Source organism: Bradyrhizobium sp. Ec3.3 (assembly GCF_000472925.1).
Taxonomy (GTDB): Bacteria; Pseudomonadota; Alphaproteobacteria; order Rhizobiales; family Xanthobacteraceae; genus Bradyrhizobium.
The window spans coordinates 168,217-182,372 of sequence record NZ_AXAS01000014.1; the positions used below are offsets into that span (position 1 = coordinate 168,217).

General features: G+C 64.2%; 12 protein-coding genes. 4 read left to right on the forward strand and 8 right to left on the reverse strand.

Features of this window, described 5'->3' with window-relative positions; translation table 11 throughout:
• Nucleotides 1-2: 2 nt before the first annotated feature.
• Entirely contained in the window at nucleotides 3-773 is a 771-nt protein-coding gene (locus YUU_RS0116615; RefSeq protein WP_027523395.1) for a LamB/YcsF family protein, read from the forward strand.
• Nucleotides 774-877: 104 nt separating this feature from the next.
• Here YUU_RS0116615 and YUU_RS58700 read toward each other — a convergent pair whose 3' ends face one another.
• The 6 genes from YUU_RS58700 to YUU_RS0116645 all read right to left on the reverse strand — a co-directional run bounded on the left by YUU_RS58700 (nucleotide 878) and on the right by YUU_RS0116645 (nucleotide 7,581).
• Nucleotides 878-1,030 carry a hypothetical protein gene (locus YUU_RS58700; protein ID WP_167561251.1) on the reverse strand — a complete coding sequence of 51 codons (153 nt, stop codon included), beginning with the start codon at nucleotides 1,028-1,030 and terminating at the stop codon, nucleotides 878-880.
• Between the two features lie 187 nt (nucleotides 1,031-1,217).
• Nucleotides 1,218-2,834 (reverse strand): sulfite reductase subunit alpha, encoded by a 1,617-nt coding sequence (locus tag YUU_RS0116625; RefSeq protein WP_027523396.1) that lies wholly within the window; start codon nucleotides 2,832-2,834, stop codon nucleotides 1,218-1,220.
• Nucleotides 2,831-4,633, reverse strand: a complete 1,803-nt coding sequence (locus tag YUU_RS0116630) for a NirA family protein (protein WP_027523397.1) — start codon at nucleotides 4,631-4,633, stop codon at nucleotides 2,831-2,833. Before YUU_RS0116630 ends, YUU_RS0116625 begins: the two co-directional genes overlap by 4 nt.
• A gap of 13 nt (nucleotides 4,634-4,646) precedes the next feature.
• Nucleotides 4,647-5,477 (reverse strand): formate/nitrite transporter family protein, encoded by an 831-nt coding sequence (locus YUU_RS51030; protein ID WP_035662567.1) that lies wholly within the window; start codon nucleotides 5,475-5,477, stop codon nucleotides 4,647-4,649.
• Between the two features lie 347 nt (nucleotides 5,478-5,824).
• A complete protein-coding gene (locus YUU_RS0116640) occupies nucleotides 5,825-6,994 on the reverse strand; it encodes a CmpA/NrtA family ABC transporter substrate-binding protein (RefSeq protein WP_027523398.1) in 1,170 nt (389 codons plus the stop codon).
• Nucleotides 6,991-7,581 carry an ANTAR domain-containing response regulator gene (locus YUU_RS0116645; protein ID WP_027523399.1) on the reverse strand — a complete coding sequence of 197 codons (591 nt, stop codon included), beginning with the start codon at nucleotides 7,579-7,581 and terminating at the stop codon, nucleotides 6,991-6,993. The genes YUU_RS0116640 and YUU_RS0116645 overlap by 4 nt, the downstream gene beginning before the upstream one ends.
• 112 nt (nucleotides 7,582-7,693) lie before the next feature.
• Between YUU_RS0116645 and rimO the strand changes: the two genes are divergently transcribed.
• Nucleotides 7,694-9,019 (forward strand): 30S ribosomal protein S12 methylthiotransferase RimO, encoded by a 1,326-nt coding sequence (gene rimO, locus YUU_RS0116650; protein ID WP_027523400.1) that lies wholly within the window; start codon nucleotides 7,694-7,696, stop codon nucleotides 9,017-9,019.
• Nucleotides 9,020-9,040: 21 nt separating this feature from the next.
• Here rimO and YUU_RS0116655 read toward each other — a convergent pair whose 3' ends face one another.
• Nucleotides 9,041-10,303 (reverse strand): methyl-accepting chemotaxis protein, encoded by a 1,263-nt coding sequence (locus YUU_RS0116655; RefSeq protein ID WP_027523401.1) that lies wholly within the window; start codon nucleotides 10,301-10,303, stop codon nucleotides 9,041-9,043.
• Nucleotides 10,304-10,387: 84 nt separating this feature from the next.
• A complete protein-coding gene (locus tag YUU_RS0116660) occupies nucleotides 10,388-11,338 on the reverse strand; it encodes a hypothetical protein (RefSeq protein ID WP_027523402.1) in 951 nt (316 codons plus the stop codon).
• 126 nt (nucleotides 11,339-11,464) lie between these two features.
• Between YUU_RS0116660 and YUU_RS0116665 the strand changes: the two genes are divergently transcribed.
• Nucleotides 11,465-12,526, forward strand: coding sequence for a lipopolysaccharide assembly protein LapB (locus YUU_RS0116665; RefSeq protein ID WP_051389768.1), 1,062 nt, complete (start codon nucleotides 11,465-11,467; stop codon nucleotides 12,524-12,526).
• Nucleotides 12,527-12,909: 383 nt separating this feature from the next.
• Nucleotides 12,910-14,106, forward strand: a complete 1,197-nt coding sequence (locus tag YUU_RS0116675) for an acetylornithine transaminase (protein ID WP_027523405.1) — start codon at nucleotides 12,910-12,912, stop codon at nucleotides 14,104-14,106.
• Nucleotides 14,107-14,156: the final 50 nt, after the last annotated feature.

Consider the following 14,156-nt stretch of genomic DNA (forward strand, 5'->3'; position numbering starts at 1 on the left):
CCATGACGACGATCGATCTCAACTGCGACCTCGGTGAAGGATTTGGCGCCTGGGAGATGGGCAACGATGCCGCGATGCTCGAGCTTGCGACCTCGGTCAACGTTGCCTGCGGCTTCCATGCCGGCGACCCCGACATCATGCGGCGCACGGTTGAATTGGCGAAGGCGCGCGGCGTCTCGATCGGCGCGCATCCCGGGTATCGCGACCTGCACGGTTTTGGCCGGCATCCGATCGTCGGCCTGAAATCCTCCGAGATCGAAAACCTCGTCGCCTACCAGATCGGCGCGCTCCAGGCGATCGCGACCGCGGCCGGCCACAAGGTCACGCATGTGAAGGCGCATGGCGCGCTCTCCAACGTCGCCTGCGAGGACGACATGACCGCAAGAGCGATCGCGGCCGGCATCAAGGCCGTCGACCCCTCGCTGATCTTTGTGGTGCTCGCCAATTCAAAACTGGTGAAGGCCGGCGAGGACGCCAACCTGCCGATGGTGCATGAGGTGTTCGCCGACCGCGCCTATGAGGACGACGGCAATCTGGTCTCACGCAAGAAGCCCGGCGCGGTGCTGCACGATGCCAAAGGGATCGCGGATCGCGTCGTGCGCATGGTGCAGGACGGCGCCGTGGTCTCGGTCACCGGCAAGGTCATCAAGATGCGGATGGATACGGTGTGCATCCACGGCGACACGCAAGGCGCGGTGGATATCGCGCGCAATCTGCGTCAGGCGTTGAAGGATGCGGGGATTGCGGTGGCGCCGTTCAAGCGCGCCGCGTGAGGAATGGTTGTAGGGTGGGTTAGCGAAACGTAACCCACCTCTTTTGCTTTCCGCGAAGAGAGAAGTGGTGGGTTACGCCTTCGGCTAACCCACCTTACGAATTCTCAGAACGGGTGCACCGACAGCGTGCCGAAGACGATGGCCGCGATGACCGCAAACGCACTGTAGAGCGCAACATGGTGCATGCTCGCCCCGGTCCGCCGCGAGAGCGAGCGCGCGTAGAAGTGCAGCCTCGCTTCCGCCGATAGTTCGCGCATGGTCGATCTCCAACGCCCCATTTGGGGAGATATGAAGGATCAATTGCGGCGACGGACAAGATGGTGGCGGAAATAGCGACGGCGGTTCTCTTCAGAACCGCCATTGCAGAGGGAAATTCTCTTCATCCCCGGGTTCCGAGAATCTTATTCGCTCAACCTTTAAGCCAATGGAACCGGTTCCCGTGCGCTAATACACGTCCGCCTGGAACCTGCCCTTCTTTTTGAGATCGGCCACGAAGCTCACGGCCTCGTCCGTGGAACGTGCGCCGAATTGCGCAACGATGTCGACCAGCGCACGCTCGACGTCCTTGGCCATGCGCTTGGCATCACCACAGATGTAGAGATGCGCACCTTCGGCCAGCCACGTCCACACCTCGCGGCCGAGTTCGCGCATGCGATCCTGCACGTAAAACTTCTTCTCGCCATCACGCGACCAGGCGAGCGAGAGGCGGGTCAGCAGGCCCGAGGTCTTCAGCGCGTTGAGCTCGTCGCGGTAGAAGAAATCGCAGTCGCTGCGCTGATGGCCGAAGAACAGCCAGTTCTTGCCGGGCGCGCCGGTCGCCTTGCGGTCGAGCAGGAAGGCGCGGAACGGCGCAACGCCGGTGCCGGGACCGACCATGATGATCGGCGTCTTCGGATCCTGCGGCAGCGCAAAGCCGTGCGCTTTCTGCACATAGACCTTCAGCTTCTCGCCCTCGATGATACGCTCGCCAAGGAAGGTCGAGGCGACGCCGAGGCGCTTGCGCTTGCCGATGACGTAGCGCACGGAATCAACCGTCAGCGACAACTTTCCGGGCGTCGCATTGTGCGAGGACGAGATCGAGTAGAGCCGCGGCTGCAAGGGCTCGAGCGCCTCGACGAAGGCTTCGGGATGCGGACGGCAGCCGGAGAACTTTTGCAGTGCCGCCATGACGTCAAGCGTTGCGGCATCGCCATCGGGATCCTCGCCCTGCGCCAGCGCCCGCGCCTTCTCGCGCTGCGCACCGCCGGTGATGAAGGAAAGCAGCTCGAACAGCTTGTCCGGCGCAGGCGACAGCGAGACGTCCTCGACCAGCGCCTCGCGCAGCGTCTTGCCGTTGACCTGGGTGGTATGGGAGGCGCCGAGCAGCGCGATGATCTGGTCGACGAGGCCGAGATCGTTGCGCGCGAACACGCCGAAGGAATCGCCGACGACGTAGTCGAGCTTGCTCTCGGAGAGATCGAACTCGATGTGATAGGTCTCTTTCTCGGAGCCCTGCTTGTTGAGAAGGCGCCGCGACAGGAACACGGCTTCAGCCGGATTTTCACGGACGCGGCCGGGCTCGCCCTTCACCTCTGATACGGCCGGTGCGGCGGCTGCCGGTGCGGCCGCGCCCTCGGCGGGCTTCGCTGCCGGCGCCTTGTCGAGCTCCTCGAAGAGCTGCTTCAGCATCCGCGCCGTCTCCTTGCCGCCGGGAGCGCAGAGGTTGAGGCGAGCTTCGCTTTTCTTGGCGATGGCGTCGGAATAGTCGGCGCAGTTGTAGCCGCACTGGCCACAGTCCTGCTGCGCCATCGCCGCCATCATGCGGCGACGGAGCGGACGCCCTTCCGCAAGCTTCATGCGATCGCCGATCGGCATCGCCGGATCGTGCCAGGGCGCCTCGCCGTCATCGCCATCGCCCTGCGGCGCGAGCACCGCACCGTTTTCGGCGGGCGACAGCGGCGTCGAGCCGTCGAGGCCGAACATGCCCACGAGAAATCCATTCAGCCACAGCCGCTGCCCTTCGCTGAAGGGCGCGTTCGGCGGGATGATCTCGAGTTTCGGTGGGACAGGCATCTGGGTCATGCTGTTGCTTCCGCTCCGGCAAGTTTGCGCAGGGCTTCGCCGTCATGGCGACGTGAGAAGGTGAGGAACGTTTCTTCCGGCGAGGCGCGGTTGGCAAGATAGGCCTTCAAGAGACCCTCGACGAGCCTGGGCGCGTCCTCGGCCTTCACGTCGTGATAGACCTCCTGCCCGATATCGGCATCGGGGCCGAAGCCGCCACCGGTGAAGAGGTGATAGCCTTCGACCGTGTCCTCCTCCGTCGCGCCCGGCACCTTGGCCGCGATCAGGCCGATGTCGGAGATGTAGTGTTGCGCGCAGGAGTGATGGCAGCCGGTCAGGTGGATGTTGAGCGGCGTGTCCAGCGTCACACGCTCATCGCACCAGTCACCGATCGCGGTCGCGTGGCGCTTGGTGTCGGAGGCCGCGAACTTGCAGCCGGCATTGCCGGTGCAGGCGATCAGGCCGGCGCGGACTTGCGAGACCTGCGTGGCGAGGCCGAGCTTCTCGACGGCCGCGGTCACCAGTGCCACGTTCTCGTCGCGCACGCCCGAGATCAAGAAGTTCTGCCAGACGGTCAGGCGGATGTCGCCGTCACCGAGATCCTGCGCGATCTTCGCGATACCGCGCATCTGCTCGCAAGTGAGCTTGCCGACCGGCAGCGCGACGCCGACCCAGTTGAGTCCGGCCTGCTTCTGCTTGTGCACGCCGATATGGGCCATGCGGTCGAAGCTTGGACGCGGTGCAATCGCATCAGCCGGCACGCGCGCGAAGGGCTTCTTCAGCCGTTCCTCGACGAGCTTGAGAAACTGATCGTGCCCCATGTTGTCGAGCACGTATTTCAGCCGCGCCTTGGTGCGGTTGGTGCGGTCGCCATGTTCGATGAAGACGCGCACGATGGCGTCAGCAACGGCGGTGGCGTCCTCGGGACGAACGACGATGTCAGAATATTTTGCGAAATCCCTGTGGCCGGTGATGCCACCGATGCCGAGCCGGAACCAGACGCCCGCGTCGACGCCAAAGCCGCCCTTCACCTCGACCGCGGAGAACGCGATGTCGTTGGTCTCCTCCAGCACCGCGACGCGCCCCGCGCCGTCGAAAGCGACGTTGAATTTGCGCGGCAGGCCGTAGAGCGAGCGGTCGTTGAGGATGTGGTAGTGCCATTCGCGCGCGAAAGGACGCGTGTCGAGCAACTCTTGCGGATCGATGCCGGCGGTCGGCGTGCCCGTGACGTTGCGGATGTTGTCCGCGCCCGAGCCACGCGAGCAGAGGCCGATGTCTTGGATGCTTTCGATGAGCGCGACGGCGTTCTTCGGCTCGATCTCGCGGATCTGGAAATTGGCGCGCGTGGTCACATGGGTGTAGCCGCCGCCGTAAGCTTCAGCCAGATCGGCAAGGCCCGACATCTGCCAGTGCTTCAGGATGCCGTTCGGAATGCGCAGCCGCGCCATGTAGGATGTCTGCGCCGGCGCGACCCAGAAGATGCCGTAATAGCGCCAGCGGAAATTGTCCGCCGGCGTCGGATTTGCGTTGTTGCGCGCCTGATCCTTCAGCCGCTCGTAGCCGTCGAAAGGGTGCAGCTCGCGCTTGAACTTCTCCTGGTCGGCGAGCTTCTTGCCTGCCGCAGTGAGCTTGTCCTGCGCCTTAATGGCGGCGGCATCGGGCCCCGTCGGCTCCGAGGGCGCTGCGTCCGCGGTGGCAGGCGCGCCACCAGCGACAAAGGCGCGGCCCACACGTCCGACCTGGAGGCCGGACATGAAGCCTTCGAGATAGCGCTTCTGCTCGTCGGAGAAGTCGGCCGTGGGTGCTGTGTCGAGTTTCATGGAGTGACTGGACCTACTCTGCTGGCTGAACCGCGACCTGCGCCACTTCGGCTGCCGGCTTCGCGGGCTTGTACGTTGCGTAGAGCGCCAGTCCCGTGAACAGGAAGCCGCCCAGAATGTTGCCCAGCGTGACCGGGATCTGATTCCACACCCACCACTGGTAGACGCTGACCTTCGCGCCCATCAGCATGCCGGTCGGCATGACGAACATGTTGACCACCGCGTGCTCAAAGCCCTGCGCGAAGAAGGTCGTGATCGGCAGCCACGCGGCGACGATCTTGCCGACCGTCGAGGTCGAGGTCATCGCCATCACGACGCCCATGCAGACCAGCCAGTTACAGAGGATCGCCTTGACGAAGACGCTGATCATGCCGGCGGTGCCGAGCGCTTCGTTGGCGACGGTCTTGGCTTCGGCGATCGCAATGATGCGCGCGGCGACGCCGGTCGGCGCGGCCGTGCCCATGTTGGTCAGCGCGATCGCGAGCAGCCCGCCGAACAGGATGCTGCCGAGGAGATTGCCGAGGAATACCCACGACCAGTTGGAGATCACCGCGCCCCAGCTCGACTTGCCTTCGAGCGGCGCGAGCGGCAGCAGCGCGAAGCTGCCGGTGACGAGTTCGAGCCCGAGCAGCACGATCATCACGAAGCCGACAGGGAAGATGATAGCGCCGACCAGCGGCTGGCCGGTGGTGACGGCGGCGCCGAACGCGAGGCTGGTGGCGGCGCCGAGAAGCGCGCCGGAAATCGCACCGCGGATCAGGAGGTCGCGCGGGCCGAGCGCCAGCTTCTTCAGGCTGGCATCGACCATCGAGGCCACAACGTCGGAGGGTTTTGCGTAATCCATATCGAAGCTCCAGCGCCGCGCGCGGCGGCCACAACGGGTTGAAACGACGTTGATCGCTGGGAGCACGATTTCAGGCACACGCGGCCTGGCCGGAACCCGGGGCGATCCGATCAGCCTCGTTGCTGCGGAAATCCATCATGGACTTGAGGCCGCCAGCTTCCACGCCGGTCGGCTTGCTCTCCCCTATTCAAGGAGTGTGCCAACGCAGCATAGTTCTAGGATTTGTGTGAAATCAGTGGCTTAGCATTATATGCAACGCATGAAATGGATCAGTATTCATGCCGCATCGGGCAGCAACGGCCCAAAGTTTAGTCTTCGAATCGAGTTGCCCATTATGTAGGCAGCGCCTAACGGGTGCGGTGCGCAACCTCGAAGGAGGCAAGATAACTGGCCAGATCCTGGGGATCGAAAGCCGCTCCGTCGAAGGCGCCAAACGGCTCGCCGGCAACGTCCTTACCGCCCCCGCTTTGCCCCACCGCGGCGTCATAGAGGTCGGGCCGGAACACACCCATGGCCGTCCGCAGCGCCGCCTCGCTGAGTGCGGTCTGCCCCCAGCGCACCATTTGCGCATAGAGCCAGGCAGCCTGGACAGGCTCCGGCCGCCCTGCCCCTTCGCGGCCGACCAGGAGATAGCGGCCGCTCTCACGCAGCGTGCCGTCGGGCGAGATCTTCAGGCGGCCACCCAGGGTGCGCTGAATCACTTCGGCATCGACGCCGATCCGCTCCGGCTGCGCCAGGATGCGCGCGGTCTCGTCGCGGTTGTCGGGATGCTCGATGAAAGCTGCGGCCTTCTCCGCGGCACGCACCAGCGCGGCCACGACGTCCGGATTCTTCTCCGCCCAGGCCTGGCGCATGGCCAACACCTTCTCCGCGGCACGGACCAGGATGTCGGAGACGAAATGCAGGATATGGCCGACGCCGAGATCGACCGCGACCGAATTCCAGGGCGCGCCGACGCAGAACGCATCAACATGGCCGTTGGCGAGGCTGTCGACCATGTAGGGTGGCGGCAGCACCACGAGGCGCACGTCCTCGTCGGGATCGACGCCGGCCGCCGCCATCCAGAGCCGGAGCTGGTAGTTGTGCGTCGAGAACGGGAAGGTCATGCCGAAGGTCAGCGGTTCAGCTCCCGCCTTGCGCCGTTTCGCCACCACGCGCGAGAGTGCTTTGGCGGTCGCCATCGGATCGAAGCGGTCGCCATCGATCTCCTCCATCAGTGCAGCGTGGAGCGGCGGCGAGACCGTGATGGCGTTGCCGTTGATGCCGAGGTTGAATGGTGCCGCGATCGGGACCTTGACGTGGCCGAGCCCGAGTGAAGACGCGATCGCGACGGGCGCGAGCAGATGCGCAGCATCGAACAGGCCGATATTGAGCTTGTCGCGGACGTTCGACCAGGAGACCTCGCGTACCAGCTCGACCTCGAGCCCTTCGGCCGCGGTAAACCCCTTGTCGACGGCAACGATCAGCGCGGCGGCATCGACCAGCGGGATGAACCCGATGCGGAGTGGTCCGGTCATTTCAGCATCTCCGACGCGGTGATGATCGACTGGGCAATCTCGCCGATCTTCTTCTTCTCGCGCATCGCGGTGGAGCGCATCAGCACGTAGGCCTCGTCTTCGGTCAGGCCCTTCACCCGCATCAAGATGCCCTTGGCACGCTCGATGATCTTGCGGTCCTCGAGCTGCGATTTGGTGCGCTCCAGCTCCTCCTGGAGTTTCGCGAAGGCGTTGAAGCGGGACACGCAGAGGTCGAGGATCGGCTTGATGCGCTCTTTCTTCAGCCCGTCGACGATGTAGGCGGATACCCCCGCCTCCACGGAGGCCTGGATCGAGGCCGAATCACTCTGGTCGACGAACATCGCGATCGGCCGGCGCACGGCGCGGCTCACCTGGAACATCTGTTCCAGGACGTCGCGGCTGGGGTTTTCCAGATCGATCAGGATGATATCAGGGTCGACGGCATAGATGCGCGCCAGGAGGCTCTGCATTTCGCTGATATGCACGACCTGGGTGAAGCCCGCCTCCCGCAACCCCTCCTCGAGGATCGCGGCCCGGATCGGGCTTTCGTCGACAATCACAATTTTAGGCGACTGTTCGGCGCTCATCGCTCAACTCACCCCCGGCGACGCATCCATAGCACGCCGGCGCCCCATGCAAAGGGTTGTAATTGTGGGCAATTGGGACTAGCTGCAAGCGGTCAATCAGGCAGATTTAGGTATGGATCAGACGGCTGCGCCCAAGGTCAGCTTCGTTTCGCTCGGATGTCCTAAGGCATTGGTGGATTCCGAGCGCATTATCACGCGGCTGCGCGCCGAGGGCTACGAGCTTGCCCGCAAGCATGACGGGGCGGATATCGTCATCGTTAACACCTGTGGCTTCCTCGACAGCGCCAAGCAGGAATCGCTCTCGGCGATCGGTGAGGCCATGGCCGAGAACGGCAAGGTGATCGTGACCGGCTGCATGGGTGCCGAGCCTGAGCAGATCGAGCAGGCCTATCCCGGCGTGCTCTCGATCACTGGCCCGCAACAATACGAGTCGGTGCTGGACGCCGTACACCGGGCGCTGCCGCCGGCGCACAATCCGCATCTCGACCTGGTGCCGCCGCAGGGCATCAAGCTGACGCCGCGCCACTACGCCTATTTGAAGATCTCCGAGGGCTGCAACAACCGCTGCACCTTCTGCATCATCCCGAAGCTGCGCGGCGATTTGGTGTCGCGCCCCGCCAACGATGTGCTGCGCGAGGCCGAGCGGCTGGTCAGCGCCGGCGTCAAGGAGCTGCTCGTCATCTCGCAGGACACCTCGGCCTATGGCGTCGACGTCAAATATGCCGAGAGCCCGTGGAAGGAACGCCAGGTCCGCGCCAGATTCCTCGATCTCGCGCGCGAGCTCGGCGAGCTAGGGGCTTGGGTCCGGCTGCAATATGTCTACCCCTACCCGCATGTCGACGAGGTCATCGCGCTGATGACCGAGGGCAAGGTGCTGCCCTATCTCGACATTCCCTTCCAGCACGCGAGCCCCGAAGTCCTCAAAGCGATGAAGCGACCGGCGGCGCAGGACAAGACGCTGGCGCGGATCAAGCGCTGGCGCGAGGAATGTCCCGATCTCGCTTTGCGCTCGACCTTCATCGTCGGCTTCCCCGGCGAGACCGATGCGGACTTCGCCTATCTGCTCGACTGGCTTGATGAAGCCGAGATCGATCGCGTCGGCTGCTTCAAATACGAGCCGGTCGCGGGCGCCACCTCCAACGCTCTGCCCGGCGCCGTGCCGGATGAGGTGAAGCAGGAGCGCTACAACGCGTTGATGGCGCGCCAGCAGAAGATCTCCGCGCGCAGGCTCAAGCGCAAGGTCGGCACCCGGCAGCAGGTCATTATCGACGAGGTCGGCCTGACCGTTGCCAAGGGCCGCTCCAAGTCGGATGCGCCGGAGATCGACGGCGCGGTGTATCTCTCGAGCCGCCGCCCGTTGCGGGTCGGCGAGATCGTCACCGCCAAGATCGAGCGCGCCGGTGCCTACGATCTGCACGGCAGCGTCGCCGGATTCTGATCTTCACCTGAGCGCGACGCGTTACGCGGCGCGCACGTCCTTCAGGAAACCGGCCACCTTGTCGCGCAACGCAACTGCATGCCGTGACAATTCACCGGCAGCGCCGAGCATGTCATTGGCAGCAGTGCCCGTGGCATCGATCGTGCGCGTGACGGCATTGATGTTTGCGGCGACCCCGCTGGTGCCTGCCGCCGCCCGGCTCACGGACCGCGCGATCTCCTGCGTTGCCTGACCCTGCTGCTCGACGGCGATAGCAATCGATTTGCCGATATCGCTGATCTGTCCGATCGTCCCGCCAATTCCCTGGATGGCTGCAACAGTATCGTCCGTTGCACGTTGCATGGCGCTGATATGGGCGCTGATCTCTTCGGTGGCTTTGGCAGTCTGGCTGGACAGGCTCTTGACCTCGGAAGCGACGACGGCGAAACCGCGACCGGCATCACCGGCTCGCGCCGCCTCGATCGTGGCGTTCAAGGCCAGAAGATTGGTCTGGCTTGCGATCGCATTGATCATCTCGGTGACCGCCCCGATCTTGGCTGCCGCCTCCGACAGGCTCTTCACGAGATCATTGGTACGTGCGGAGGCCTCCACCGCTTCGGCAGCAATGCTCGACGAGGTCGTGACCTGACGGTTGATCTCGGCAACCGAGCTCGACAGTTCTTCGGTCGCACCGGCCACCGACTGAACATTGGTCGACGCCTCGGCCGATGCGGCCGCGACGGTCGAAACGCGTTGCGCAGCGCTCTCGGCAGTCGAGCTCAACGAGCCCGCAGTCACCTCTACGTCCTTGGCAGCCGACGACACGGCATTGGCAATGGAGCCGATGGTTTCCTCGAATTCGCCGGCAAGTTTGGCGATGGCGCGCTTCTTCTCTTCCCGCGCTGCAATCAGCTCCGATAAGTCACGCCGATAGCTGATGACGACGGGCTGGCCATCGATCTCCGCGGGAACGAGTGTGACCTGCACCGGAACCATCTGCCCATCCGCTCGGCGCGTGAGCCATTCGAAGCGGGCGTGGCCGTCCTTCATCGCCCGCGCGAGCGTCTCCTTGACGCACTCCGACGAGCGGCGGCCATCCGCCTGGAATTCGGGAGCCATATCGGCCGGCGACCGGGACAACAGATCGGCCTTGCTGCGATAGCCGCCAAATCTGACCGCGGCCTCGTTGCAGGCGATGATCTTGGGTCCCGCCAGGACCATGATCGCATCAACCGAACGTTCGAAAACTGCTTGCCAGATCTGGCCGTCGCGATCCTGGCTCGTCTGCCGCCCGAAGAATCTCATCCGCTCCCCCCATTCGAAGCGGACAGTGAATAGCAAGAGAATATTAACCAAAGACTTAATGGTCGCGAGCCGTTCGGGCCGAGGTCAGTCGGCAGCAAGCCAGGTCGGCACCCAGCGCTCCGGCCGCGGCGCACGGGCGAGATCGGCTTTCGCCTCGGACAGCTCCGCCGGGACGTCGTCGATCGTCGGGCGCTCGTCATAGTCGAAGCGCGGCATGACGCGGCCGTCGGCGTAGAGGCCAAAATCCATCGAATACCAAAGCCCGAGCTCCGGCTGCGCGCGGCGCATGTCGTCGCGCAACTCACGCAGCAACGGTTCGATCGCCTTCTCCTCCTTGAACGACTGCGGACCGGCACGCATGACGCGCGCCTGATATTGCGCGCCGACGATCGCGACTTCGAACCGTGTCTTGTCCCAGGGATTTTTTCCTTTCGGCAGATGCGCAGCGAGGCGCCAGCCGAGCTCGGCCATCATGGGATGGTTCGCCCAATAGGTCTCGCGCTCCCTGCTCCATCTGTCGACGAAGCCGCGAAAGTCAGGCAGCTCCGATAACGCCTCTTCCAGTGGCGTCAGCCCGACATCGGAAAATCGCCTTGCCAGCCACTGCGCAAGCTCGACGGTCTCGCATTCCACCTCTTCGTGAGGCGCCAGATCATGCCAGGTACGCTGGAACTCCTGGCGAGCGAGCTTGGCGATCAGCCGTGGCAGCGACGGCGCGAGAATGTCGTATTCGCCTTCCGATCCAAGTCCGACGATGGGCGGATCGGCTCTGTCCAGGCCCTCGCCATACCAGGCGCCGACGGCCGAGCCGTCCGGTAGCCGCATGAACAGAGCGAACTTGTCGCGCAAGGGGCTGCTGTCGAAGACCGGAGCGGTATCGGCGAACTGCCCGCGCAGATCGAAGCAGCCGACGCTGCCCCACGGGCGCCCCTCGAGCCAGCCTGCAAAATCCAGCAGCAGGGCTGGCACCTCGGTGCCGGGTGGAAAGGCCCGGCGGATGCTGTCGACATCGATGCAATAGGAGGGATCGGACAAGGGGGCGCGCCTGACGGAATGAAGATGTCTACTTGGTCGCGCAGGTCGCCGGCCCGGTTCGAACCAAACGGCGCCTGATTGGTACAAACACGCGGGCGTGAAAATGGTTCGGCGCGGACGCGATCGATGAAACCTGACTTTTGGGCTGATCTCAGGGCTTTTGCGGCCGTTCTCGCGCTGCTGGTGCCCTCGCTCGCCGCTACCACCTCGACGGAGGCGCAGACGCCCTCACCGTCCGAGCTGCGCGAACAGTGCTTCACAAAGGAAATGATCCGCTTCGACGAGCGCATCGAAGGCTGCACGGCCGTCCTGCAAGCCAATCCACCCCCGCAGGACACGTCAAAAGCCTATCTCAGCCGCGCCACCGCCTATCTCCTTTCGGGCGACAATGAACGTGCGATCGCGGATTTCAGCGAGGTGATCAAGCGCGACCCATCGGATGAAGTGGCCCTCCTCAACCGCGGCCACGCCTATCGGCGCAACGGCGATCCGGAACGAGCTATTGCCGATCTCAATCGCGCCGGCGAGCTCAAGGCGGACGACTTTGCCGTCTGGTTCTATCGCGGCGTTGCCTATGCCGACCTGGGCGACCACGACCATGCACTCGCCGACTACGATCGTGCGATCGGGCTCAAATCCGATGAAGCGTCGTTCTACAGCTTTCGCGGCAACTCCTATATGGCCAAGCGAGACTATGACCACGCGTTCGCTGACTACAATCAGGCCATCAAGCTCGATCCGGCGTCGGGAGACGCCTACTTCAGTCGCGCCAATGTCTATTTCGATCGGCGCGACTACGCCCGCGCGCTGGAGGACTACGATCGCGCGATCGACGTCGACCCGACCGTTCCCAACGGGTTCAGAGCGCGCTGCATGCTGCGTGCGATCGTCGGGCAATTGCAGGCGGCGCTTGCCGATTGCGACCAGGCGCTGCGGACGAGCCCGGATGATGCCTTCGCACTCGACAACCGAGCGTTCTGCCACCTGAAGCTCGGCGATCTCGATGCAGCCATCAGTGGCTTTGATGCCGCGCTGAAGATCAATCCGAACCTCGCGATTGCGTTCTACGGACGCAGCATCGCCAAGCGCAAGAAGGGCGACGTCGTCGGCGCCAACAGCGATGCGGCTTCCGGGAAATCGATCTGGTTCGGAGTCGCCGACGAGTTCGTGCGCTGGGGCATCAAGTAGTCCGCTACCGCAACTCGCGCTCCTGCGCGGCGAGCTGATCGACAAGTCGATCGCCGATGCCGATTGGGGCAATGACGACGCGGAGGAGTCGCCGCGATTCAGCTAGAGCCGGCGCAGCATTGGGCCGTCGTTGCTCGCGAACCGGCTTGACAAGCCCTGCCCTTCGGCTGTATGGCCGCGCCCCATGATCTCTTCTCGGACCCATCGCCGCGCAGCTTTCCGTCGTCGCACCCGTGACGATGATGGGTTGCGCCATGTCCGACGACGCCGCTGAACATTTGAAATCAGCAGAGTTTTCGTGAAGGCCGCACCCGCAAAGTGCGGCCTTCGCTTTTTCGCGCGTCTTTTTCCCGAAGATTGTCCCTGCCCAAGAGGAGTCTGACATGACCAACGCTACCCATCCGTATGATGCGCTGATGGACATCACCGCGCGGCCGAAGGCCGTGTTCGTCCGCGGCGCGGGCTCCTACCTCTGGGACGACAGCCGCAAGCGCTATCTCGATTTCGTGCAGGGATGGGCGGTCAACTGCCTCGGCCATTCGCCGCCGGCGGTCGCCCACGCGCTTGCGGCTCAGGCCAAGCGGCTGCTGACGCCGAGCCCGGCCTTCTACAACGAGCCGAGCCTCAAGCTTGCGCAGGCGCTCGTCGAGAACAGTTGCTTCGACCAGGTGTTCTTCGCCAATTCCGGCGCGGAGGCCAATGAGGGCGCCATCAAGCTCGCGCGCAAATATGGCAGCGTGCACAAGGGCGGCGCGTTCGAGATCATCACCTTCGCGGGCGGCTTCCACGGCCGCACGCTCGCCACCATGTCAGCGTCGGGCAAGAAGGCCTTTGAGCCACTGTTCGAGCCGAAAGTCTTAGGCTTCAAGAAGGCGACACTTAACGATATCGCCTCCGTCGAAGCGCTCATCACCGCGAACACGGTGGCCGTGATGGTCGAGCCGATCCAGGGCGAGGCCGGCGTGTGGCCGGCGACCGACAAGTTCCTGCAGGACCTGCGCGCGTTCACCAAGGCCCATGGCCTGTTGCTGATCTTCGACGAGATCCAGACCGGCATGGGCCGGACTGGAAAGCTCTTCCATTACGAGCATGCCGGGATTGCGCCGGACATCATGACGCTCGGCAAGGGCATCGGCGGCGGCGTGCCGCTCGCCGCGCTGCTCGCGACCGAGCACGCCTCATGCTTCGAGCATGGCGATCAGGGTGGCACGTTCAACGGCAACCCCGTGATGTGCGCAGCTGGGCTCGCCGTGCTCGACGAGATCGGCAAACCGGGATTTTTGAAGGCCGTCGCCGACACCGGCCTGTTGCTCGAGAGCGAGCTGCAGAAGGTCTCGGCGCGGCATGGCCTCGGCGAAGTGCGCGGCCGCGGCCTGCTCCTGGCGCTCGACCTGAAACTGCCGATCGCATCTGCGATCGTCGCGCAGGCATTCGAAGAGGGCGTCCTCCTCAATGCGCCGCAGGTCGACACACTGCGCTTCATGCCGGCGCTCAACGTAACGCGCGAGGAGATCGCCGAGATGATCGATTGCCTGGATGCGATTTTGACCAAGGCCGGCGCAGCGCGAAGGGTGGCGTGAGAGCCACAAACTTGTCATTCCGGGGCGATGCGAAGCATCGAACCCGGAAT

Coding starts and splice junctions, on each gene's coding strand:
- YUU_RS0116625 (WP_027523396.1), bottom strand. CDS start 2,834: ATGACCCAGATGCCTGTCCCACCGAAACTCGAGATCATCCCGCCGAAC.
- rimO (WP_027523400.1), top strand. CDS start 7,694: ATGGATCAGACGGCTGCGCCCAAGGTCAGCTTCGTTTCGCTCGGATGT.
- YUU_RS0116615 (WP_027523395.1), top strand. CDS start 3: ATGACGACGATCGATCTCAACTGCGACCTCGGTGAAGGATTTGGCGCC.
- YUU_RS0116655 (WP_027523401.1), bottom strand. CDS start 10,303: ATGAGATTCTTCGGGCGGCAGACGAGCCAGGATCGCGACGGCCAGATC.
- YUU_RS0116640 (WP_027523398.1), bottom strand. CDS start 6,994: ATGACCGGACCACTCCGCATCGGGTTCATCCCGCTGGTCGATGCCGCC.
- YUU_RS0116645 (WP_027523399.1), bottom strand. CDS start 7,581: ATGAGCGCCGAACAGTCGCCTAAAATTGTGATTGTCGACGAAAGCCCG.
- YUU_RS58700 (WP_167561251.1), bottom strand. CDS start 1,030: ATGCGCGAACTATCGGCGGAAGCGAGGCTGCACTTCTACGCGCGCTCG.
- YUU_RS0116665 (WP_051389768.1), top strand. CDS start 11,465: ATGAAACCTGACTTTTGGGCTGATCTCAGGGCTTTTGCGGCCGTTCTC.
- YUU_RS0116630 (WP_027523397.1), bottom strand. CDS start 4,633: ATGAAACTCGACACAGCACCCACGGCCGACTTCTCCGACGAGCAGAAG.
- YUU_RS0116675 (WP_027523405.1), top strand. CDS start 12,910: ATGACCAACGCTACCCATCCGTATGATGCGCTGATGGACATCACCGCG.
- YUU_RS51030 (WP_035662567.1), bottom strand. CDS start 5,477: ATGGATTACGCAAAACCCTCCGACGTTGTGGCCTCGATGGTCGATGCC.